Source organism: [Clostridium] symbiosum ATCC 14940, from assembly GCF_000466485.1.
Lineage (GTDB): Bacteria > Bacillota > Clostridia > Lachnospirales > Lachnospiraceae > Otoolea > Otoolea symbiosa.
Genome location: NZ_KE992859.1, coordinates 1 through 21,476, shown reverse-complemented (window position 1 = coordinate 21,476; position 21,476 = coordinate 1). Strand labels below are relative to the sequence as shown.

The window sequence follows — 21,476 nt, the reverse complement described above, 5'->3', positions numbered from 1 at the left end:
TTCAGTATGAAGAAATTGACTAATAAAATATTAAGTTCTATATTAACATTATCAATGATATTTAGTTTAGCAGTTCCTACTTATGCTACTGAAAATTTCAATGATGAAACAGATTCAATTAGTACTGAAGAAATAATTGAAGATGCCCGTGAAGTATATAATTCATTAACACCAGAAGCCAAGGCGATATTCGATGCATCTTTAGCATATGATTCTGAGATGTTGGAATTCCATCTAACTTACGTTGATAAAAACTTTACGCCACCTACAACACCTAAAATACGGGTAAATACCATGGCAGCTTCGACAGATCCTATGCGGGTTTTAATGACCCAACTTGGTGGATTGGGTTTACCTTCTGCTGTGCTCTATTCACTTAAGGCAATGGGAGCCTCAATGGTTGCAGCAATTGCTGATGGCCCTCTTCCAGTTGGTGATATTCTACTTGCTGCAGCAACTGCTAGTACCGTAGTGGTTATAGCTGCTAATTGGAAGGTTGTCTCACCCAAGATGAATCAAATTACCAAAGCATTTCAGACTGCCTTTGCATCATCGAAATCAAATGTTTCATCGGCCTTTGCTAAAATTAAAAGAGAGGCAAAAAAAGAAGCTGAGAAAGGTGAAAAAAAACCAACTGGCAATAAAGTTAAAGACGTTCACAAACGACTAAAGAAAGAAGGATTTAAAAAGACAGGTCAATCAGGAAGTCATGAAAAATGGAAAAAGGGTGACAGGACTGTAACTGTTCCTAATCATGGTCTCAATACTGAAATTCCTATTGGCACCTTAAGAAATATTTGGAGGCAGGCAGGTTGGATTAATTAGGAGGATATATATGGATATTGAGTATTATGCAGTATTTAATTACGATGAATATGACAACCACGAAGAGAAGTATGGGATAGCAATTACATTTCCAGATATCCCAGAGGCTAATACTTGTGCCAGAAATGATAAAGAAGGAATAGAAATGGCTCGAGAAGTGTTACAATTATCTCTTATTAATGATGACGGAAGTAGTCTTGTACCTGATAAATTGCCAATCCCGACACCATTAGAACAAATTGAGTTGGGAGAGAATGAAAAAGTATTTCTGATTAAGTATCGAACACAAGATATTGATATACGCAATTTCCAATTTTTTAGATAAGTTTATAATGAATCTAATGTATTTAATAATTTCGATTTAACATGTTTGTGAGAAAAAGGAAGATGTGGTGTTACACTTGCCTTTAGGAGGAAGATTTTATGGGAAAAATTAATTGTCTTGGAATCTCAATTAAAAAAAATATAGCTAGCTTATTTTGGACGATATTTTTAGTATGTTTACTTGCGTTGCCTACTTTTGCAGCGGAAAATATTGGTGGCGAACCAGTTGATCGTAGCGGAACAGTGACATATATTAGTATTCCAAATGAAGATGGTACATTTACGACACTTGAAGGCAAAGAGGCACAAGAATGGTATGATAGGGCTGTTCGTGAGGGGAAGCAGCGAGAATCTATGCTTGAGTCAGAGTATTCTGGCGAAGGGGTAAAATCAGAGGCAGAGACACGTGGTCCCTTTCATTATAAGTATCGTTATCGTGAGTCTAGCAATAGGAAAAATGTTGAGCGTACTGAATTGGAAAAAACAGTGACAAATAAAATTAAGAAATGATTCATCTTCTCAACAATCCTATCAATTAAGTTTAAGTGTTTCTCAAAGTTGGTCTGTTTCTCCTTCTGTTGAAGGAAAATATAAAGATGCTATTAAAGCTAAATTAGGTGGTTCTTGGGGAAAAAGTTATAGTAAAACAGATTCTTTTACTATAAACGTAAAGCCTAGGAAAACTGTATGGGTAACTTTCATTCCAATCATGGACGAATCAAAGGGTAAGGTGCAAAAATATTATATACCACGTGGCGGTTTATCAAAAGATGAAATTGTGGTAAAGAGTACAAATGTTGTAACATATAACCCGAAATACTTAACTGTTCCGATCGGAAAATTTATTAAAACAAAATCTGTATATGGTGTTTATGTATGGCATGAGAGTTAAACATTGCATTAATGTTTATAAACACAAATATCTCTGCATTTGCTCAAAATAATTACGATAGTACTGCTATCCAAAGTGAAAATGTACCTTCTGGAAGTGTTATAATAACAGAAAACGGTGTTACTATTAATGGTGTATACTATACCAAGGCGGAATTTACAAATTTACTCAATCAGGCTGTTGAAGTTAGTAATTCAGAAGATAATGGCATCCAAACACGAGGTCCAATTGCGGCAGGAGTATATTTTATCCCAGGCATTGGAGAGGTTGCAATTGCGGCAACTGGAGCCATTGTAGTCGCTGGTGTAGCGGTAGTGGCAGGTACATGGCTGTATAAAACTTCTCAAGCTCGTACAATAGCTAAGATAAGAGCTAAAATTCCCTCCAGATTAAGAAAAGAAAATGGAGATGTAGATTTAGGAAAATTTAATGAAAAAGTAGGTGGAAAAAATTCTTATAAGGAAAAAGGCGGTTGGACAATTGATAAAGATACAGCGGGACATGGAGGTCGAAAGTGGAAATTAAAAGACAAAGCAGGGAATCGAGTTGCTTCATTAGGAGAAAATGGAGAAGTTCTTGCAAAGTGATGAGGGTTAGTTATTATGTATGAAATAATAGAATTTCTTCAAAAATCATATGACTATTACTATATTGACTATATTCCATATGAAACATCAGATGTACGTTTTCTGGAATTAGAGAATTACTTTGAAAAAACTTATCTTCCTATATATGCAGAGAAGGTATCTTGTATTGCATTAAAGTTGATTTATTTTTACCCTTGTGAGATTTTTATGACTGAATCTTCAATACCTGCTGATGTGAAATGTGAACTTTTTTTTGATATAAATATCAGAGATAGCTCGCCTGACAAATTAGCATATGTAATAAAGAATGTAATATCAAGGGATTTTTCTTCGATACAAATACTTTTTTCTAATCCTCAATTTCTAATGAGTATTGACGGAGGATTTTCAGTTTCTTTTTACCAATTAACGACTGAAGTGCTTCAAGTATTACAGAGATTAGCTACACAGGAAGGATTGTTTTTGAAACACAGAAATTCAAATGGAGAAAACGTATTAATATAACTCTATAACTCTTCCTCAATTACACTATGAAGGTGTTCCAGCTCTTTTATAATATAGACTCCAAGACTTAATTATGATCTGACCAGGAATCTAATACAGAACCTGGTTCCGTCCAAAGAAAAACATTGTGAGAACCTTTATCAAAAGATTACATTTTCCTATGACGGAAACAGGCACAAGGTAAAAGAACACAGGTTCAGCGGATACTGGGATAAAGATGGAAATCTGCTGCGTAAGGCTGGAACTGGGTTATGTCTGACTTCGGACGCGGTCCCCAAGATAACCGTAATTCGGTGGCAGGATCTGATCCGCTGCAGCTTTTCGACAGCGGCTGACCCAGTTGTAAAAGGTACTCACTGCAATGCCGTTTTCACGGCACCAGTCAGCATCTGTCATGCCGCTCTGGCGGCATTCATTAATCAGCCTGATCTGTTCCGGCATTAGAACACGGGTTTTGCGAGTAATTGACATAACCTATCCTCCATAAATGTAGTGAAATAATCTAAAGATCTTTCGACTACTATTATAAGTTAAACTGGAGGGTTATGAAATCCGGTGGAATATTTGGCGCTTACCAAAGAAACGCCAGAACCGACAATTGCCGGAACTGGCGTTTCATAATTAGGAACTTATTTTACAGCCCCCCGACATTCAGTATAGAACCTGTTTTTGTCTTGCCTGGTTTCCTTTCCTAATGACGAGGATTGTCAAGAATTTGAAAGCAGGCCTTCGTCAGCTCGGTCATGATAGAAACCTTATATTTACCTGAAAAAAAATTGAGAAGAGGGGATACTGCATTTTGAGGTACAACAATATATTTGGCAGGTAATCGGGTAAGAGCCAGCGCCATCACATCGGCCTGACAACGCAGGCAGGTACACAACCCAAAGCGCTCCATATAATCCAGTAGATTCTCCTTTACAGTAATCTCCATGACATTCACAAATTGATAATCTAATTCTTTATCGGGCACAATCTTTTCGGAACTCTCTTCCTCCTGGGGAGGAGCTGGTGATTTGGGCTGGATTCCCATCAGGGCAACCTCTTGTTCTAGGGAAACCTTAATCGCATCGGCGATTGGATGATTGATGCCCTGATCAGACTCAACGATACGTATTGCCGCTGGTGAAGCTGATGCCTGTGGAACGGTCATTTGTGAACCCGTTATTGGCTGGGGGGCAGACTGCAGGACTTCGGATGGTGAGGCATCGGATTTCACTTGATTACCGTTTACCAGAAGGTTTAAGACATGATTGGTTTTATTCGTTTTTTTGGGCATGTCGTGTCTCCTCATTGTTATTTAAGTATAGTGAAAACTTCCTGGACAAAAGCGGTATAGTCCTTGCCTGGATTGGAGCGAGGGGCATAAAACTGCACAGGCTTTCCATGAGCAGGGCATTCAGCTGTAGATACGCCATTCCGAATCCTGGTTGTAAATATCCTGGTATTAAATAGGGCAGATAAATCAGAGGCCATTTCCTCTACCTCTTTTGACAAATTCAATCGTGTTATGTTTCTTGTCATCAGAATTCCCAGTACTTTTAACCTGGGATTGAAGGATTCCTGAACAGCCTGTATGGTCTCACGGATCTTTATAACCCCGGAAAGGCTTAATATTTCAGTGAGCATGGGTATGATGATATAATCAGAGGCCACATAGCAGTTTACTGTTAGGATGTTAAGGGCTGGAGGGGTATCAATGATGATGTAATCATAGGAATCGATAACTGGCCCAAGGACATCCTTTAAATAAGCTTCACAGCCACCCTTGGCGAATTCCACTACCACACTCTCTAAAGATATATCCGATGGAATCACATCTCCGTACTCTGTACTCTGGATTGCAGACTGAGCGGGACACTTTTTTGTAAGTACATCATAAAGTGTTACTGGTGAATCGCTTTCAAGACCCAAGCAGAAACCTAAATCTCCCTGAGGATCTAAGTCAATGCTTAAGACTTTTTGTCCCAATGCAAAGAGTCCGGCAGACAAACTGGCAGCTGTAGTGGTTTTTCCAACCCCTCCCTTTTGGTTAGAAATAGATATAATTTTGGTCAAAACAATTTTCTCCAATCAATCTTCTTAATCATTATAGCATGTATGCCGATATAAAATATAGAAACGTTATCCTTGATATTAAGTATAAGATAAAATTTGACAAAAAACAATCTATTTCAGTAACTATGAGGAAAGAAACTTCGTCATATGGATGGAAAGATGTAGGAGGAGAGGTACTATGGCATCAATAGGAAGCTTATCATCTGCAACCAGTGCAAACTTATATGGTGCGACCATCCGAGGTGTATCAGGGCTCGCTAGTGGGATAGATACAGATACTATGATTGAGCAGATGACCACGGGAACAAGAAATAAAATATCACAGCAGTTTCAGGAACGCCAGAAACTTCAGTGGAAGATGGATGCTTATAGGAATATTAGTTCCCAGCTGATAGACTTTAACAGCAAGTATTTACGGCTTACAGCACAGAATAGTCTGTACCGTGCAAGCACCTTTGACCGGAGCATCGTTACCTCCCAAGGGAGTAATGCCTCCAAGGTAAAGGTATCCGGTTCCTCTGCTTTACTAGATGGACTTAAGGTAACGAGTGTGAAAAAACTGGCAACTACAGCTGGACTGACGGCAAAGGAGAATGCCAGCGTTGGTAAGTTGGCTAGCGGGGAAATTGATTTGGAGGGTAAAGTCCAGCTCCAGAAGCTGGCAGATTCTTCATTATATTTTTCTTATGGCAAACAGTCTTATTCCGTATTTTTAAGCGCATCAGCTGACTATACGAATCCAATAGAAACAGCAAGACTTATTAATGCGGCTTTGGACCAGGTAGAGACATCAGATAATGGGAAGCTGGGAGATAAGGTGGAGTTGTCTTATGAAGATGGTAAATTCAAATTTAAGGACAAACAGGCCAATCATGACAATATGGTGAGCCTTACTGGCGGCAGTGATGGAGTTATGGAAGCACTTGGTTTCAATGATGCCGATTTGACAGACGATAACAACATCGGCTCTACTGGTGTGCTGGAGGGCAAGGAAAGAACAGCAACGGATTTGGTTTCAGAGATTACTATCACTGATTTTATGGGTGGAAAGGAGATGTATTTCTCTTTAGACGGTGTATCTAAGACCATAAAGCTGCCTGATGCAGTGGAGCTTCGGAACATGACTATGAAAGATTTGGCTGTCTATATGCAAGCGGCGATGGATAAGAATTTTGGCAGGGGGAAAGTAACGGTTGAGGGGATGAATTCCAAAAAGGGAAGCCTGACCTTTGAAACAACACATGCATCCTCCGTCTTCAGTGTGACGGGCGGTACGAGGGGGATGTTAGGTTCCAGCGGCGCCATGAAGATGACGGCAGGGGATTCTAACCGTTTGAATCTGAATCTGGGAATTGAGGAGAGTGGGATTCTTAAAAATGGAACAAGGGACAGCCTGGATAAATATACGTTTTCACCTCTAACAGGCGGCCATGATGAAGAATTATATCTGGAGATTAATGGAACGGTTATTAAAGGGCTGACATCGAAGAGCAGTATCCGGGATATAGTCCAGGCTGTAAATGATTCCGATGCCGGTGTCAAAGTCACATACTTGTCAATTGCAGACAGGTTCACCATTACTGCCACAACAAGCGGCAGTGGAGGTGCGGTTGGTTTTGAGAAAGAGGCAGAGGTGGAGGCAAAGATACCAGATACATCCAGCCCTAGTGTGATGATTCCGGGGAAAAAGAAAGTCCAGAACTTTGCGAATGTTTTGTTTGCTGGCTGCGATGGCACAGCCCAGACAGGGCAAGATGCGGAGTTTACGGTCAGGTATGGCGGCTCGGATGAGGAGGTGACGGTGATAAGACCAGGCAATTCCTTTGTGTTTGAGGGGGCGTCATTTACCCTTAATGATGTATTCAATGTGGATCCTGCTTCTAAGTCTGAACCGGTCACATTTTCTTGTAAAGTGGATTCTGAGGGTATATCCAAGAAGGTTTCCGAGATGGTAGAGGATTATAATAAAATGGTGGATGAGATTGCCAAGCAGGTCGGTTCCAGACCAAACAGGAAATATCAGCCGCTCACAGATGAAGCCAAGGCAAAAATGTCGGAACTCGAAATTAAAAATTATGAGGATAAGGCTAAGGAAGGATTGCTGTTTGGAGATACCCTTCTGCGGGGACTGTCCGATAAACTGCGCTTTGTGTTCAGTGGTGTGGCTAATGGGCAGACCCTGGAGAATATGGGGCTGATGATATCAGGTAGCTATTCAGAAAATGGTAAAATTTCATTTGACGAGACGAAGTTTAAGGAAGCCCTGGAACGGAATCCTGAGCAGGTACAGCGCCTGTTTACAGGCACAGTGGATGGAAAGGGACAGGATGGCTTTATGGCAAGGATGTCCGGGGTATTTAACATATATGCCAAGACTGATGGACTCACCAAAGGAAGTCTGATTTCCAGGGCAGGAAGCACCTACGCTGCAACCTCTCTGCTAAATAATGAAATTCAGAAACAGATGGACGAGATAGATAAACGAATTGATAGCCTGGCTGAAAAACTCCAGAATGAAATTGACCGCTATAGTTCGCAGTTTACTCGTATGGAACAGCTTATCGCCCAAATGAATAGTCAAAGCAATATGTTTAGTTCTTTTGGGGGCTAATGAATAGGTGGTGCCGGAATAGGAGAGAAAAGAATTATGAATGCGTCAGGTTATCAAGCGTATAAAAACCAGTCTATATTTACTATGACACAGGGAGAACTTCTATTGCTCCTATATGATGAGTTGGTAAAGCGATTGCTTCAGGCTGATTTGGCTCTGAAAAATCAGGATTATGGGATTTTTGAACATTCTATCGGAAGAAGCGCGGAAATTGTAGATTATCTTAACTCCACTCTGGATAATCGATACCAGATTAGTGGACAATTAAGCAGAATGTATGATTTTTTTAAATTTTACCTTGCCAGGATTGAAGCAGGGAGGGATGATGAAAAAATCATTGAGCTTATAGAACTTGTAAAAGAGCTACGGACTGCATTTTATGAGGCAAACAAGAAAGCGGGGATTTAGTGACTGGGGAATACATTGATGAAATTATTAAACAGTATCAGAAACAGTATAGAATTATGACGGAGCTTGGACATCTTACTGGGGAACTGGAATCCGCCATTCAAGCCAATGACCGTGTTTCTATTCAATTGGTTTTAGAAATGCGCCAGCAGGCGATTCATGAAATGGAGGCTTGTCGGAGGGGGGTTATTATTCTGATAGACAGTATACCTGTTGAACAGAGAGGGCATATAAAAGGCCTTCTGAGTAAAGCGGATGATGATATTCCAGGAAATGCGCAGGAAGAATTACTTAGGGAGAAAAGTTATAAGGTTTATGAAATCGTTAGACATGTCATTGAAATGGATCGCAAGCTCAGTCTGAAAACAGCTGGGAAAGATTCTTTTTATTACACATAAGAGAAAAGGAGATAATAGGAAGATGCAGGCTAAATATAAGATAACTAAAGATTTGGAGACGGGAAACCAGTTAATAGACACCCAGCACGGCCAATTGTTTGATGCAGTTAATAATCTTTTAGATGCTTGTTCCCAAGGAAAAGGGAGGGAACGGGTGGTTTCCACGGTAAACTTTCTGGAGAATTACGTCAGGAAGCATTTTAACGATGAAGAGAGCCTTCAGGTACGATATCATTATCCTGGGTATGAAGGGCACCGCCAATTCCATGAGAGATATAAAAACGGGCTTTCCTTGCTAATTAGGAAGATTTCCCAAGAGGGGGCGGATATGCGAGCGATAACTCAACTGAACCAAGAGATAGCGGTATTGATTTCCCATATCAGGTTAGAAGATAAAAGGCTTGCGGAGTTTATTCGCAATTCTAAATAGGGAATGGGGTATTTGATATGTGTAGAAAGTTATTTTAACTTCATTTCGTAAAGTAAAAATAAACACCTGGTGTTAAGGGTATTGGCTGATTTTGACGGACACGAGGTATCTTATGAGTTCCATCCTGAATTCGGTGGTCGTATTGTGGAAGGACTACATGGGGGTGAGGAAGGCCATCCCCTGATATTTGGTGTTGAGAATCAGATAGGATATGTGGCTGATAGTATCTATGTGAATGGAGCCCCCTTTTGAAGCTGATTACGTGACAGATAATGATGATGGCCCCCATACTGCCTGGTATTCTGTTCCGGAGGTTTATGAGGAGCAGGAAGTAGGGGGCTATATAACAGAGACAAACATACAGCCCGCAGTCGTGTTGGAACCTATCCATATGGAAGACGGCGTTATCATTTATATCGGTGCTGACGAGGGCGTGCTTCCAAGATGGAGGACTGTGTGAGACCGCATCGTTACGGGGACAGAGGATTCGGTTAAGGAGAACGTTGAGGCGGATAACAGAAAGAATTAGTGGCATCTTTTTCCTATAATATCGACCTGATGCTGGGTAAAAACAAACTGGACAATGAAATCTGGGATGGTTCAGTCCAGATGGCATTTAGCGGTGTCCCGATTGAAAAGATGAGCAGGGAAGCGGACTCTGTGGAAGTAATTGTTGCAACTACTAAAGAGGATGAAAATCAGGCGGATGTCTCAGCAGAGGATGTTGTTGAGGATTGTAAATGCAAAAAGTGATATGAAAGATGCGAATTATACAAAAGAACTAGAAGAATCACTAATAGAGCCACTGGTAGTATTGCGTAAAAATGCTCCTAAACCAACTCTCATAAATTGCAAACCGTCAGAAGCGTTGCCTGTGATTGTGAATCAGATTAGGTAGTTCTCTATATATTCCCGTTTATTTCAATTCTTACATACACGATGGGGGGGGGGAGTTCTGATGCACCTGGTTTATTGTTCCGAAATAATCCGAACCCGTATGTCACTGTAATTTTGTGGCAGCCCCCTGTTATCTCGCATAAGCAATGGGACTTTAGCTAAGTCGGTAAGCTTGAGTCCGGGAGGACGGTTATACTGACGTTGGATAACGAGCAATCCGCTATAATAATGGCATATATTCTCAAAAGGGATCTATTAATTGCATACATATTACGGACGAAAAAAGGACAGTACATGAAGAGGAACATATTAGTAATTAGCAGAGAAAATTGTATTGGACATATGCTTGAAGATAACTTTATGGACTCCTTAACTACAGTATTAAGTGTCCGAACATCAACTCATGCAATGGAAATGATTATGCAGGAAACATATAGTTTGATTATACTTGATGTTTTAATACAAGACATGGATGGGAGTGTGTTGTTGCAAATCATCCGTAAGCTGAGTCGTGCGCCTTTATTGGTTTTGACAAAACAGCTTAAAATTCAAGACAGAATCAAAATATTAAATTTGGGAGCAGATGACTGTCTAGTCTGGCCTGCGGATACAGATGAGCTGATTGTAAGGATGGAAGCCTGCATGAAAAGAGGCGTAGAAAGATTAGATTTAAAACCTGTGTTTCATAAAAACATCGGATTACTTATTAATCCCTGCAAACGGACGGTAGAAATAAAAAGCAGGGAAATTGTTCTTACAAAACGAGAATTTGACATTCTTCTCCTTTTGGCGAGTAATCCCGGTGTGGTCTTTTCTAAAGAGCAGATATACGCCGCAATATGGAACGGTAAATTTGTAAAAGATGGTAGTAACATCATGAGCTATATTGGACGGCTGCGCAAGAAAATAGGACTGGAGGCAGGTAAGAACATTCAAACAGTATGGGGAATTGGATATCGGTTTGATGAGGGAGACAAAGAAGCCGATTTGACAGTTTAAAAAGCACAATATCAACTATATGTGGTATAAAAAAGATTGACTTATGCTGTATAATGTTATAGACTTATGATGAGATTGATTTTGTGTGATTGAAAAACACATTAAGTTTTGTTTCGGAAGATATCCGGAAGTCAATTTTTATACCAGGAATAATTGGGTACAGGAATAAACAGGATTTCTGTGCCTTTTTATTATAAAAATTCAGAGAGGAGGTTCTAATTCACGATGTAAAACGCTACAGAGACAAGATAAAAAAGCGGTAAGAGACCGCGCAGGAATGACACTGGATTTTATAAATCTGAGTGTCTTTTTTATTTTTTAAAAATAGAGAGGAGGGAGGTAAATGGACGAAAGTGTTCAGGTAAAATCAATATTCAATGATTTCTATGTGCTTTTCAATGCGAATAAGGGAGTACTGGCTTTGTATGATAAATACAAGGACAGCAATCTTTTTATGGCGCTGATTGGAAATCTGGATCTGGCTGTGGAATCGGATGCAAATATGATTATGAAAGAGACATATGCTTTTTATAAACGTTATGCAGACCGGGAATTGAGTGATGAAGATTGGGACGCGGCGGTGGAAGATTTCAGGCGTATAAACAACGCCTGGGATAACCAGTGGTGCAAAGAGCATATGCTGGAACTCTTAGGGATATTGGAAGCGCAGGAAAAAGAACGGAAATCAAAACAGGTGGCCTGAAATGTTGATGGAGGTAAGGGATGGATTATCAAGTTCTTGTGAAAAATTTATTCAATGATATGTTCGCATTTTTTAACGGCAAGCAGACAATGGATCTCAAAACGCTGGCGGAGACTTATCCGGATGAACCGCTGTTACGGGCATTTATAAGCGGTCTGGATCAGGCATTAAGCGTCCCGTACAACGATGTTATGAAGCAGTGCTATGCGTTTTATAAAAAGTATAACGGAAGAGAACTGTCCGAAGAGGAATGGCGGGACATTGTTGACGGCGTTCAGATTTATAATCAAAAATGGCAGAATACATGGTGCAGGGGACTGATCTTGGCGCTGCTGTCAATTTTGGAAAAAGAGGATAAAGACAGGAAGGGAAAGACGCCAACTGAAAAACATCCAGAGGAAGGAGAAACAGAAGAAGGTGGAACCAAAGAAGGTGAAATCGAAGAAGGAGAGCAGGAAATGGATACAGCTGCTTAATCCTATTATGGCCGGGGGTGCAGGTTGCTCCGGCTGTTTTTATGTCAGGAGGATAGGAAATGGTAGAAAAAATTTATGACAAAATAGGAAGCGTTCAGGAAATCAATGGGATTGCTGCGGATTTAAGGCGCATTGGCCTTCGGGAAGAAATCAAGATTCTGGCAGAGAAAAATAAAATTCCCACAGGCGATATAGAAGACTATCTGAAAGGGAAACGGTATTTTCTGGTGGACGGAGGAAATGCAAAAACCTATGAAACCGTCAGAAGCAAGCTGTTGGATGAGATGGGATTTTTAAATGATCCTCAATTTGGCGATGTGATAGGACAGTATCTTCTGGAAAACTGTGGGGATTCTGAATTTTCAAGGCGAGTCCTTCAAAACCATAAGACATTGCAGCGGTGTATCGAGTACTTGATGAAAAAAGCGCGGGAAATGGTGACCGATGAGGAAAGCAAGAGACCGCAAAAAACCTGTGTTGCAGTTGGAGAGGATATGGTATACCAGTGGGCAAGTGAGTACTATGAACTGGATGACGCAGAGGAGGCTGCCAGAGCAGTTCAGGAAGAAGAGAAGAAATTCCTGGAGCGCAATGCGCCAAAGCCACCGGTTAGTAAATTAGGAAAGAAAAGCTCGTCGGCGAAACGTACTGGTAAGAAAAAATCAGCTCCGTCGGAACCGGTATCCCAGAAGGAAGACTCTATCAAGGCTGTGACTGAAAAGAGAGTATTAAAAGAGGATAAAGACCAAATTGAAGGCCAGGTTTCTTTATTTTAAATTTTACAAATAGGAGGAGTCCACAAGTGATAGTTGCATATAAAGCGTTTGATAAAGACCTGTCCTGTACCTCCGGCGGGAATCGGTTTCAGTACAGATTAGGAATATGGAATGAGGAAGATGTGGCAAATTGCTCCCACAATGGCTTTCACTGTGCTGAAAACCCATTGGACTGCCTGACATATTATTCAGATTGGAGCAACGCGGTCTATTACATGGTTTTGGCAGATGGAGACATTGATGAGGACGCCCATGACAGTAAAATTTCTGCAACCAGGTTAAAGCTGGTAAAGCAGTTGAACCTTGCTGAATTTATTGCACACAGTCTCAGGTATATATGCGAACATCCCATGAGAAGCAATCATGCAAGGGTGGCTGACAATGAGGGAGAAGCAAGGAATGGTTTTGTTGTAGTCAGAGGCAAGAATCCGGCTGCAAAAGGAAAAACAGGAGATGTCCTGGGATTTGTGAAAGAAGACGCAGGCAGCAGAGACGTTTCAGAAATCGGGCTTTTTGTTGTGGATGGAAAAGAAATCCTGCCGGATACCTGGTATTTGACGGACGGATCTATCACAGAAAGGAAAGCAGCATAAACTATGGAAAGAAAAAAATTGATGGCGCTTGGCGGACTGGCTCCTACCAGTGAGATGTTTCGGCTCGCTGGACAGGATATTCTGAAGAAAAGGGCAGAGTTTGGCCCGGATACATACCGGTATGAGATTTATATAAGATGCCAGGTTATGGATGGGATTTTGAAAACTGCATTTTATCTTACAAGGGATTTGAAAATCGGGGCTGTCAAGCCGGTATATGAGGTATTCATAGATGGGAAAACCAGAACATTTCTTACCTGGGATGTGATTCATACAAAATGGAGAAGTTCCATGTTGATAAACCTTGAATGGCCCAGATATATTGATGATTCCAATTCCTATATTACTGCCGAAGAAAATGAGGAAATGAAAAAGTATCTTGGGGTAGCGGCAGATGGATATAGCGGAATACTGGATTATCAGGAGCAATTACGCGAAGAAGCGTTAGCGAGAAAACACAGGAGGAAAACGGAGTCATGGGATAAAGTGATGGCGCAGGTTCCGGCGGAACCGAAAGACTGGAACCACTGGGTTAATAAGCATGGTATACATCAAAATTATGTCTTTTATGATTATGTGAGGAATGGCGCCAAAACAGGTTACTGCACCTATTGTGAGAAGGAGGTGCCGATTATCAAACCAAAGCATAATGCGCTGGGTAGGTGTAGATGCTGTGGAAACAAAATTCAGTTTAAATCAAGAGGACGCGCAGGGCGTTTTTTCACGAAAGAGGAAATGATATACCTTGTGCAAAAATGTGGAGAGGGGACTGTCGTCCGGCAGTATTGTGCAACGCGGACTTATTCAGCAGGGAATTATGAAACCCCTGATATATCTTGCCGGGAGGAACGCAGATATGTTTATAGTGCGGATTTAGAAGAAACCCCTTACTATTATGGCAGATACCGATTCTGGGAATATAGATGGATAAAAGGGGAAAAACCAGATGTCGGTTTTGGATATTATCAATATTACAAATCCAGAGAGGAAAAGCTGGGTGCTGTTTATAAGCGGACACTGCCGGCTTTGTCTGCCGGAGCTTTAAGAAAAACCGGATTGCCGCAGTTAGCCAGGAAAGTAGACAGGATAAATCCAATGGAATATCTTGAGACACTGAGCAGAAAACCGTATCTGGAGCAAATTGTAAAATCAGATCTCTTTCAGCTCGCCTGGAGCGTTATCTATGACCACAGAGAGCTTGAATTAAGCGATAGCAATGATTTTGCAAAATCCCTGGGGATTGATAAGAACCGTATGAAACGGCTTAGAGAGCATAACGGAGGTTTTGTGTATTTAGAATGGCTGAGGTTTGAGAAGCTGCGGAAAAACAACATCCATGATTCAATCATTGAGTATTTTGAGCGGAATAATTTAAGCCCCGGTGACTTGGACTTTATCATTGAAAAAATGACTCCGGCCAGAGTCTGCAATTACTTAAAACGGCAGTACCGTGAAACTGGACGGCCTCCAAAGGAACTGGTTTCAACATGGCAGGATTATACTGCAATGGCAAGCCGGTTGAAAATGGATTTAGGGCAGGAACAGATATTTAAGCCAAAGGAATTAATCAAAGCCCATGATGATTTACTTGCATTGTTAGGAAGTAAGGAGATTGCTATGCAGGCGGCAGAAATATTGGAAAAGTATCCTGACGTTGATGAAATCTGCCAGCAAATCAAAGAGAAGTACGAATATGGAGATAAAGATTACATGGTCATTGCTCCGGACCGAATTGAGGACATCATAAATGAGGGATACATACTTGGGCATTGCCTGCATCGGAGTGATATCTATTTTGACCGGATTCAAACGAGGGAGAGCTATATTCTCTTTTTGCGCAAAGCCAGCGAACCGGATCAGCCATATTATACGTTGGAAGTGGAACCGGGAGGGACTGCGCGTCAGAAGCGGACAGTTGGAGACAAACAGAACGCTGATTATGAGGAAGCGAAAAACTTTATAAGGAAGTGGCAGAAAGCAATCAGCCGGCGACTGACAAAGGAAGATTGGGAATTGGCAGAGAGAAGCGCTCTGCTGCGTGTGAAGGAACTTGCCGAGATGAGGGAAAAGAATGTGAAAATCAGACACGGACATCTGGCGGGGAAGCCTCTCGCGGATGTTCTGGAAGCGGATTTGATGGAAGCCGGGCGCTGCGCTAAGGCGGACAGCCTGCTGGTGGAATCTGTACAGGAAGGAGAAGATAAACTTTGTGTAGCGGCCTAAAGGGAAAGGAGACATACTGATCCGGTGAACCGGTTATTGTGAGACTGTTAAACACAATGTAAAAGCAATAGTAGTTGCGTGAGCAGATGCCGTGATTAGGGAAAAGCGAAGAATGATACGGCTGAGAAACCGGCTTCCCTGAAACCGGCTGTCAGACTGCGAGCTTGGGAAGGTATATTGCTTGCCACGAACTGATCGTGAGTGGCTGAGTATGAAACATGTGGTGTTATATTCCGGAGGCGCCAGCAGTGCATATATGGCGTATCTGGTGCTCCAGGAGCAAAAGAAAGAGGAGGTCGTCCTTCTGCATACGCCAACCTTTACGGAGAACCACGACGCAGATACATTTCGCTGCCGTGTGGCAAGACGTCTTGGCGTGCCGATTACAGAATGGGGAGACGGACGGGATTTAGATGAGCTTTTAGAAGACCAGAAAGCGATACCGGGGCAGTTTCTCCCGTTTTGTACAGTAGAATTAAAACAGAAAATGAAGGAGGAATATTTCAAATACATAAAAAGCCAAAACCAGGATTTTATTGAGTATGTTGGGTTTGGCCTGGAGGAGGGAAAGCGGGTTCACAATGCGCTTAACAGAGCCGGGCAGACCGGGAGGACCATCCGGTTCCCCATATACGAAAAGAAGATACCGGGCTGTGAGATAAAACGGATGATTGAGCAGGAATGGAAGATACCGCTCCCCCAAACCTATAAAAATGGCTTAAACCACAATAACTGTATTCCCTGCTACAAAGCGGGAAAGACGAGCTGGAGAGTTTATTGGGAGCAGTACCCGGAGCGATACTGGAAAGCGGCAGAGTACGAAGAACGGTACGGCTATACAGTCTTTAAGGACTGCAGCCTTACTGAACTGGCAGTGTGGTTTGAAAAGGATAAGGAGTGGGAAGACATGCAGTACCATTTAAAGGATTACTTCCCCTGCGAGTACTGGGCATAAGAAAGGAATAACGGCAGGAGACTGCCAAAATACAAGGCGTCGGAAAATATCCGGTGCTTTATTTTATTTAAGAAGGGAAGAAAAAAAATGAAGCAGGAGACATTTGCGGAAATAAAAGACAGAATTATTTATGTATTGGAAAACACTGAGGCAGCAGAGGTAAAAGCCAGATCCCACGAAGCCTATCTGGATATGGTGAAAACATTCCGGGTATACCAGTGCGATGGAGAGAATGATTTTAATATCGCCTGGGACGATTTGGAAAAATGGGGTGTAAAGCTGGAGACGGTCAAGGAAGCGGCAGAACGGAACACTCCGGTATTAATCCCGCCCATGGTCTACCAGGTTGTCCAGATTCCGTCAGGAATCCGGCAGATAGAGATGGGGATAACATGGAGGCTATTTTGGAGCATATGGCCGATATTGATAATGTGGAAGATCCAATGTACATGCTGACGAATGCCACGGGCCAATACGGGGGCGGCAGTATTTTAAATGAACTGTTGCTGGAGCGGATTGCGGAGTTGTGGAAAGAGGATATTATTTTATTACCCTCCAGTGTGCATGAGTTTTTATTGATACCCTTCAGTAAAAAAAAGAATGGAATTAAAGGATTGGCAGGAAACGGTATCATTCATGAACAGTACGATGCTTCTGGAAGGCGGTGTCCTGTCGAACAGCGTATATCAGTATGATTGGATTAAAAAGAAGTTTGTGATTGGGTGCAGCCCGGAGCTCGTTGATTAAAATTCAGAGACCTGATAGGAGTAGCAGCGATATAGGCTGTGCGCAAGTAACCATGTAAGATCATGATATTAATATTACCAGCACTGCTGGAGGAAAAGGATGGAGAAATCAATGAATAAGAACAGAGATTATTGTAAGTTTGTTGAAGATATTAAAAAGGAAGTACAGGATATAATCAAGGATTGGGGAGCAGAGGCTGTGTTTGTGCCAGCTGGCAGCCCGGAGACAGAAGATTACCTGATTGTAAAAATACCAACCGATGAGGGAATGGGAATGCAGCGTTTTCTTATGGAGGAGATTTATCAGGATTTAAGAGATAAAAGGGGGACGATGGAAGAGATTGTGGAAGAAGTCAGAGATGCGCTGAAGATGGCGCGCCAGGTGTCAGAAATGGGGGTGCTTGATAAGGTGGACCGTTACGATGAAATCAGAGACTCTTTAATTTTACGTCCACTCAATTATGATGCCAATGCGGAAAAACTGGATAAAGGAATATTTTATCAAATTGGTGATGTGGCGCTGGTATTATACATAAATATAGGAAGTATGAAAGATAAGTATGTCAGCAGTATGGTCAGCTCTAACGTGCTTTCTATCTGGGAAAAGACAAAGAAAGAGGTGATTGAAACTGCAATAAGAAATACATACCGTTTATTTCCTCCCAGGACAGTTGATGTATATTCATTGTGCTTTGGGCTGTCAGAAGAACAGGAATTTATGCATACAGTTCCGGAAACAGTAAAAAACAACCAGGGAGACGGGATATTCGTAACCACGGTGAATTATGTGAATGGAGCTATTGCTGTTTTTATGCCTGGTGTAATGGAAAGGCTGAGCGAATTGCTTGAAAGTGATATTTATTTTGGATTCCTTAATACGGAGGCTGCGGTGATCCACAAAAGTAACCTGGTATCTCCGGGGGTAATCCAAGACGCTTTAAGGTTCCAGAACCATAATTGTGGCAGTGAGGAATTTCTTTCGGAAAAAGTGTATTTTTATAGCAGGGAGCGTGACCGGATTGAAGTGGTCGGATAAAAAACGAAAGAATAAAGTGAGTTTATCATAACGTGTTAGCGGCAAGGGACTATTGGTGGAATCCAGTAGTTCCCCTGCCGTTTTTTTATGCTGTTTTACAATTTACCGCCGAATGGGGATTTGTTTTAGATGTATTGAAAATCAGAGAAAGCAAGACTGTCAAGAATCCTCTATGTGGAGCAATACAGCAATTTGCCATGACCTTGTGAAAGCGAGCGAAGATATACTGGAAATTGATTTAGCCAATCATCTGCGATGATATGTAGAGAAAACGATAATGATACTTCCCTCTAAGATGTGAAACCCATCGGGTGGGCCTGGACGGTAAAGTGCGGGATATGCGGTGACGTATATATGTGGCTGTTGGCATCAGCCGGTTGGCAGGCTTGTAATCTTGCGCTCATTATGTGTGAAGGCAGGTGAAAAAATGGAGAAAGACTTGACTGTCCCGCTTTGGGAGAAGTATCTGCTGACGATAGAAGAGGCAGCCGTCTATTTCGGGATAGGAGAGAACCGGCTGCGGGAACTGGCAGCATTGGATATGAAGCGGGAGTTTACGATAGACAATGGAAACCGGACCCTGATAAAGCGGAAAAAGTTTGAGGGGTGGCTTGATGAAAAAAAGAAAATTTCTTTATAAATACGGTTCAAACAGAGAAATCGAATTTGATAGGATTATAATTAAGAGGTAGTGTAATCAGAAAGGTGGATTACATGGGCAAAGATTTACGTGGCAAGGAATTGGGGGTTGGCTTATATCAAAGGAAAGACAAAAGGTATTCAGCCCGATATACCAATCAATATGGAAAGCGTATGGAGTTTTATGATTTCAAACTATCCGTAGTGAAAAAGTGGCTTAATGATGCCCGTTATGAAGATGAACATGGCCTTTCTGGTACAGGGGAGAAGGTAACTGTCACCGAATGGTTTGAAAAGTGGATAAAGCTTTATAAGGAAGGGGTTGTAAAAGACAACACTGTAAAAAATTATAAAAGCCGCTTTGAGAACAATATCAAACCGGCGATAGGCAATTTGCAATTAAACAAGGTGAAAAAGATTCAGTTGCAGACCATTTTAAATAACATGTACGAAGAAGGATACGCTTTTGGAACTATGGTATTGGCTCAGATTACAATACACGCATTGTTTGATGGGGCGGTACAGAGTGAAATATTAGCGAAGAATCCGGCGAATGGGTTAAAATGTAAGCAACGGGATGTGAAAGACTCCAGGGTTCTTACCAGAGAAGAACAAAAAGTTTTCCTTGAATATAGCAGGGGAACAATGTACTATAATGCATATGCGCTTTTATTGCAGACGGGTCTCAGACCAGGTGAGGTGGGCGGTTTGAAATGGGAAGACATTGATTTTGATAAAAGAGAGCTGCATATAACAAGAACCTTGCTGCAGGATAAGGCAAAAGGTGGTTTTTACTTTGGAAGTCCCAAAAACAAAAAAAGTATCAGGACTGTCCCGTTAACTGATACGGCAATCCAACTATTAAAAGATCAGCGGATATGTAATTTCAAACTCCGACAGAGAAGTGATAACTGGCAGAAAAACAAAGAGTTTGATAATTTGATATTTTGCACTATAAATGGAAATCCAGTAGGTCAATCGACATTTCGTATGATGATGCTCCGGGTGATTACCAGAATTAATAATGACCGCAGAGCAGAAGCAGAAATTAACAATACTACTTATGTGGAATTTGAACCGGCACATCCCCATACGCTTCGCCATACATTTGCAACCAGATGTATTGAAGATGGAATGAAACCAAATGTTCTGCAAAAAATATTAGGACATGCTTCTATCACTGTAACAATGGATTTATATGTACATGAAACACATGAGGAAAAACACAAGGAAATCAGGAAATTGGGCAATGTTGAAGAAATTGGCGTAAAATTGGCGTAAAAAATTTTTTGAGGCCGGGAAGGTGCTTATAATAAGGGCAAAACGAGCAAGTTACAGATTACGCGAAGTAATTATTCAGAGTGAGACAATAAATGCCCCAAACCGTAGAAAACTAGTATTTGTGCGGATTGGGGCATTTTTTATTGATGGCGGTGACCTGTGCGCGGAGCATGCAGGTTATCGTTTAACAGGAGAATTTTCCTGCCGTAAAATCTCAAAGGAGGATAATATATGGTAAAAATTGAACAGTCATTATGTATAGGATGTGCGAAATGTGTGAAGGATTGTGTTTCGGGTGTATTACATATTGATCAGGGAAAAGCGGCTGTTAGAGAGAGCTGTATGCAGTGCGGGCATTGTGTGGCTGTATGTCCCGTTAAGGCGGTGTCAATACCGGAATATGATATGGCGGATGTGGCGGAGTATGACAAGGACAGCTTTACCTATACGCCGGAATGCTTTTTAAACGCAGTGAAATTCCGCAGGAGTATCCGAAGCTACAAAGATCGCCGGGTGGAGCGGGAACAGCTTCTGGGACTGATAGAAGCAGGCCGGTATACGGCAACGGCGGTTAACACGCAGAGTGTGAGCTATGTGATTGTACAGGAGAAACTTGAGGAATTTAAAGCATACGCATGGAAGGGCTGGCTGTCTTACGCGGATACGCTTCCCTCAGAACAGGCAGACTTAAAAGCCGCCATATATAAATTCTATGAGGCATATCAAAAGGATCCCAGGCAGGACCGCCTGTTTTTTAATGCTCCGGTCCTTCTGGTAATTGCTACTGAGAATTCCTGGGACGGAGGGCTTGCAGCGCAGAATATTGAGATGATGGCAGTTGCAGAGGGGCTTGGCGTACTGTATAACGGTTTTATGGTGCGGGCAGTCCGGCAGAATCCGGAGGCTGCCGAATGGCTGGGACTTTCGGGAAAGAATGTCTGCTGCTGTCTGCTGATTGGGTATCCAGATGTCGTTTACCAAAGAACAGCCCCCAGAAAAACAGCGGATGTCACCTGGAAATAGGTTACTGTTATTTAACTGAGGTTTGGAGGACGTGTTCGGAACGGATCGTGTCCGGTGTGGGGGCTGGCTGAGTCTTCCGTCCCCGGTTGAAG

Annotated in this window: 27 protein-coding genes; 24 read left to right on the top strand and 3 right to left on the bottom strand. The window is 41.8% G+C overall.

Annotated features, from left to right (window positions below; genetic code table 11):
• Nucleotides 1–6: 6 nt before the first annotated feature.
• The 5 genes from CLOSYM_RS23190 (at nt 7) to CLOSYM_RS06675 (ending at nt 3,132) form a co-directional block, all read left to right on the top strand.
• Nucleotides 7–825: a type II toxin-antitoxin system HicA family toxin gene (locus CLOSYM_RS23190; protein WP_049943621.1), complete on the top strand. Its 819-nt coding sequence runs from the start codon at nt 7–9 to the stop codon at nt 823–825.
• Nucleotides 826–835: 10 nt separating this feature from the next.
• Complete coding sequence (locus CLOSYM_RS06695) at nt 836–1,150, top strand: toxin-antitoxin system antitoxin component HicB domain protein (RefSeq protein WP_021641504.1); 315 nt, start codon at nt 836–838, stop codon at nt 1,148–1,150.
• 98 nt (nt 1,151–1,248) lie between these two features.
• Nucleotides 1,249–1,659, top strand: a complete 411-nt coding sequence (locus CLOSYM_RS23380) for a hypothetical protein (protein WP_021641503.1) — start codon at nt 1,249–1,251, stop codon at nt 1,657–1,659.
• Between the two features lie 393 nt (nt 1,660–2,052).
• Entirely contained in the window at nt 2,053–2,628 is a 576-nt protein-coding gene (locus CLOSYM_RS06680) for a hypothetical protein (protein WP_021641502.1), read from the top strand.
• Between the two features lie 15 nt (nt 2,629–2,643).
• Nucleotides 2,644–3,132 (top strand): hypothetical protein, encoded by a 489-nt coding sequence (locus CLOSYM_RS06675; RefSeq protein WP_021641501.1) that lies wholly within the window; start codon nt 2,644–2,646, stop codon nt 3,130–3,132.
• A gap of 249 nt (nt 3,133–3,381) precedes the next feature.
• On the opposite strand, the gene tnpA is transcribed toward CLOSYM_RS06675, so the two are convergent.
• The 3 genes from tnpA to CLOSYM_RS06660 form a co-directional block, all read right to left on the bottom strand.
• Complete coding sequence (gene tnpA / locus CLOSYM_RS06670) at nt 3,382–3,603, bottom strand: IS66 family insertion sequence element accessory protein TnpA (RefSeq protein ID WP_044902213.1); 222 nt, start codon at nt 3,601–3,603, stop codon at nt 3,382–3,384.
• 220 nt (nt 3,604–3,823) lie between these two features.
• Nucleotides 3,824–4,411, bottom strand: coding sequence for a late competence development ComFB family protein (locus CLOSYM_RS21975; RefSeq protein ID WP_049943619.1), 588 nt, complete (start codon nt 4,409–4,411; stop codon nt 3,824–3,826).
• 17 nt (nt 4,412–4,428) lie between these two features.
• Nucleotides 4,429–5,190: a ParA family protein gene (locus CLOSYM_RS06660; RefSeq protein WP_044902212.1), complete on the bottom strand. Its 762-nt coding sequence runs from the start codon at nt 5,188–5,190 to the stop codon at nt 4,429–4,431.
• Between the two features lie 178 nt (nt 5,191–5,368).
• Here CLOSYM_RS06660 and fliD point away from each other — a divergent pair, with 178 nt between their 5' ends.
• From fliD to CLOSYM_RS06565, 19 genes are all read left to right on the top strand, one after another.
• Nucleotides 5,369–7,801: a flagellar filament capping protein FliD gene (gene fliD, locus CLOSYM_RS06655; protein ID WP_021641496.1), complete on the top strand. Its 2,433-nt coding sequence runs from the start codon at nt 5,369–5,371 to the stop codon at nt 7,799–7,801.
• A 36-nt stretch (nt 7,802–7,837) separates the two neighbouring features.
• Nucleotides 7,838–8,209, top strand: coding sequence for a flagellar export chaperone FliS (locus CLOSYM_RS06650; protein ID WP_021641495.1), 372 nt, complete (start codon nt 7,838–7,840; stop codon nt 8,207–8,209).
• On the top strand, nt 8,209–8,607 hold the full coding sequence (locus CLOSYM_RS06645; protein WP_021641494.1) for a hypothetical protein: 399 nt from the start codon (nt 8,209–8,211) through the stop codon (nt 8,605–8,607). The genes CLOSYM_RS06650 and CLOSYM_RS06645 overlap by 1 nt, the downstream gene beginning before the upstream one ends.
• Nucleotides 8,608–8,629: 22 nt before the next feature.
• Nucleotides 8,630–9,037 carry a bacteriohemerythrin gene (locus tag CLOSYM_RS06640; protein ID WP_021641493.1) on the top strand — a complete coding sequence of 136 codons (408 nt, stop codon included), beginning with the start codon at nt 8,630–8,632 and terminating at the stop codon, nt 9,035–9,037.
• Nucleotides 9,038–9,299: 262 nt separating this feature from the next.
• On the top strand, nt 9,300–9,497 hold the full coding sequence (locus tag CLOSYM_RS06635) for a hypothetical protein (RefSeq protein ID WP_147296733.1): 198 nt from the start codon (nt 9,300–9,302) through the stop codon (nt 9,495–9,497).
• Between the two features lie 68 nt (nt 9,498–9,565).
• On the top strand, nt 9,566–9,790 hold the full coding sequence (locus CLOSYM_RS06630; protein WP_044902210.1) for a hypothetical protein: 225 nt from the start codon (nt 9,566–9,568) through the stop codon (nt 9,788–9,790).
• 438 nt (nt 9,791–10,228) lie between these two features.
• Nucleotides 10,229–10,933, top strand: a complete 705-nt coding sequence (locus CLOSYM_RS06625; RefSeq protein WP_169728237.1) for a response regulator transcription factor — start codon at nt 10,229–10,231, stop codon at nt 10,931–10,933.
• Nucleotides 10,934–11,276: 343 nt separating this feature from the next.
• Nucleotides 11,277–11,636, top strand: coding sequence for a hypothetical protein (locus tag CLOSYM_RS06620; RefSeq protein ID WP_021641488.1), 360 nt, complete (start codon nt 11,277–11,279; stop codon nt 11,634–11,636).
• A 20-nt stretch (nt 11,637–11,656) separates the two neighbouring features.
• A complete protein-coding gene (locus CLOSYM_RS06615; protein WP_021641487.1) occupies nt 11,657–12,112 on the top strand; it encodes a hypothetical protein in 456 nt (151 codons plus the stop codon).
• A gap of 59 nt (nt 12,113–12,171) precedes the next feature.
• The gene (locus CLOSYM_RS06610) at nt 12,172–12,888 is read left to right on the top strand and encodes a Cas9 inhibitor AcrIIA9 family protein (RefSeq protein ID WP_021641486.1); all 717 of its coding nucleotides are present in this window, start codon (nt 12,172–12,174) and stop codon (nt 12,886–12,888) included.
• 26 nt (nt 12,889–12,914) lie between these two features.
• Complete coding sequence (locus CLOSYM_RS06605; RefSeq protein ID WP_002571645.1) at nt 12,915–13,481, top strand: DUF7666 domain-containing protein; 567 nt, start codon at nt 12,915–12,917, stop codon at nt 13,479–13,481.
• A gap of 3 nt (nt 13,482–13,484) precedes the next feature.
• Complete coding sequence (locus tag CLOSYM_RS06600; protein WP_021641485.1) at nt 13,485–15,704, top strand: PcfJ domain-containing protein; 2,220 nt, start codon at nt 13,485–13,487, stop codon at nt 15,702–15,704.
• Nucleotides 15,705–15,915: 211 nt separating this feature from the next.
• On the top strand, nt 15,916–16,659 hold the full coding sequence (locus CLOSYM_RS06595; protein ID WP_021641484.1) for a hypothetical protein: 744 nt from the start codon (nt 15,916–15,918) through the stop codon (nt 16,657–16,659).
• A gap of 87 nt (nt 16,660–16,746) precedes the next feature.
• Nucleotides 16,747–17,115, top strand: coding sequence for a hypothetical protein (locus CLOSYM_RS06590; RefSeq protein ID WP_021641483.1), 369 nt, complete (start codon nt 16,747–16,749; stop codon nt 17,113–17,115).
• Nucleotides 17,073–17,354, top strand: a complete 282-nt coding sequence (locus CLOSYM_RS06585) for a DUF5688 family protein (RefSeq protein ID WP_147296731.1) — start codon at nt 17,073–17,075, stop codon at nt 17,352–17,354. The genes CLOSYM_RS06590 and CLOSYM_RS06585 overlap by 43 nt, the downstream gene beginning before the upstream one ends.
• Before the next feature lie 151 nt (nt 17,355–17,505).
• Nucleotides 17,506–18,441, top strand: coding sequence for a DUF5688 family protein (locus CLOSYM_RS06580; protein ID WP_021641481.1), 936 nt, complete (start codon nt 17,506–17,508; stop codon nt 18,439–18,441).
• A gap of 427 nt (nt 18,442–18,868) precedes the next feature.
• Nucleotides 18,869–19,081, top strand: a complete 213-nt coding sequence (locus CLOSYM_RS06575; protein ID WP_002571651.1) for an excisionase — start codon at nt 18,869–18,871, stop codon at nt 19,079–19,081.
• Between the two features lie 74 nt (nt 19,082–19,155).
• Nucleotides 19,156–20,361 (top strand): site-specific integrase, encoded by a 1,206-nt coding sequence (locus CLOSYM_RS06570; RefSeq protein ID WP_002571652.1) that lies wholly within the window; start codon nt 19,156–19,158, stop codon nt 20,359–20,361.
• 231 nt (nt 20,362–20,592) lie between these two features.
• Complete coding sequence (locus CLOSYM_RS06565) at nt 20,593–21,384, top strand: nitroreductase family protein (RefSeq protein WP_003499008.1); 792 nt, start codon at nt 20,593–20,595, stop codon at nt 21,382–21,384.
• Nucleotides 21,385–21,476 lie beyond the last annotated feature (92 nt).

Excerpts from the sequence above, each read along its gene's own strand:
- CLOSYM_RS06695 (WP_021641504.1), top strand. The coding sequence starts at position 836 with ATGGATATTGAGTATTATGCAGTATTTAATTACGATGAATATGACAAC.
- CLOSYM_RS06680 (WP_021641502.1), top strand. The coding sequence starts at position 2,053 with ATGTTTATAAACACAAATATCTCTGCATTTGCTCAAAATAATTACGAT.
- CLOSYM_RS06625 (WP_169728237.1), top strand. The coding sequence starts at position 10,229 with ATGAAGAGGAACATATTAGTAATTAGCAGAGAAAATTGTATTGGACAT.
- CLOSYM_RS06610 (WP_021641486.1), top strand. The coding sequence starts at position 12,172 with ATGGTAGAAAAAATTTATGACAAAATAGGAAGCGTTCAGGAAATCAAT.
- CLOSYM_RS06675 (WP_021641501.1), top strand. The coding sequence starts at position 2,644 with ATGTATGAAATAATAGAATTTCTTCAAAAATCATATGACTATTACTAT.
- CLOSYM_RS23190 (WP_049943621.1), top strand. The coding sequence starts at position 7 with ATGAAGAAATTGACTAATAAAATATTAAGTTCTATATTAACATTATCA.
- CLOSYM_RS06565 (WP_003499008.1), top strand. The coding sequence starts at position 20,593 with ATGGTAAAAATTGAACAGTCATTATGTATAGGATGTGCGAAATGTGTG.
- CLOSYM_RS06585 (WP_147296731.1), top strand. The coding sequence starts at position 17,073 with ATGGCCGATATTGATAATGTGGAAGATCCAATGTACATGCTGACGAAT.
- CLOSYM_RS06615 (WP_021641487.1), top strand. The coding sequence starts at position 11,657 with ATGGATTATCAAGTTCTTGTGAAAAATTTATTCAATGATATGTTCGCA.
- CLOSYM_RS06575 (WP_002571651.1), top strand. The coding sequence starts at position 18,869 with ATGGAGAAAGACTTGACTGTCCCGCTTTGGGAGAAGTATCTGCTGACG.
- CLOSYM_RS06590 (WP_021641483.1), top strand. The coding sequence starts at position 16,747 with ATGAAGCAGGAGACATTTGCGGAAATAAAAGACAGAATTATTTATGTA.
- tnpA (WP_044902213.1), bottom strand. The coding sequence starts at position 3,603 with ATGTCAATTACTCGCAAAACCCGTGTTCTAATGCCGGAACAGATCAGG.
- CLOSYM_RS06600 (WP_021641485.1), top strand. The coding sequence starts at position 13,485 with ATGGAAAGAAAAAAATTGATGGCGCTTGGCGGACTGGCTCCTACCAGT.
- CLOSYM_RS06650 (WP_021641495.1), top strand. The coding sequence starts at position 7,838 with ATGAATGCGTCAGGTTATCAAGCGTATAAAAACCAGTCTATATTTACT.
- CLOSYM_RS21975 (WP_049943619.1), bottom strand. The coding sequence starts at position 4,411 with ATGCCCAAAAAAACGAATAAAACCAATCATGTCTTAAACCTTCTGGTA.
- CLOSYM_RS06620 (WP_021641488.1), top strand. The coding sequence starts at position 11,277 with ATGGACGAAAGTGTTCAGGTAAAATCAATATTCAATGATTTCTATGTG.
- CLOSYM_RS06570 (WP_002571652.1), top strand. The coding sequence starts at position 19,156 with ATGGGCAAAGATTTACGTGGCAAGGAATTGGGGGTTGGCTTATATCAA.
- CLOSYM_RS23380 (WP_021641503.1), top strand. The coding sequence starts at position 1,249 with ATGGGAAAAATTAATTGTCTTGGAATCTCAATTAAAAAAAATATAGCT.
- fliD (WP_021641496.1), top strand. The coding sequence starts at position 5,369 with ATGGCATCAATAGGAAGCTTATCATCTGCAACCAGTGCAAACTTATAT.
- CLOSYM_RS06595 (WP_021641484.1), top strand. The coding sequence starts at position 15,916 with ATGAAACATGTGGTGTTATATTCCGGAGGCGCCAGCAGTGCATATATG.
- CLOSYM_RS06580 (WP_021641481.1), top strand. The coding sequence starts at position 17,506 with ATGGAGAAATCAATGAATAAGAACAGAGATTATTGTAAGTTTGTTGAA.
- CLOSYM_RS06640 (WP_021641493.1), top strand. The coding sequence starts at position 8,630 with ATGCAGGCTAAATATAAGATAACTAAAGATTTGGAGACGGGAAACCAG.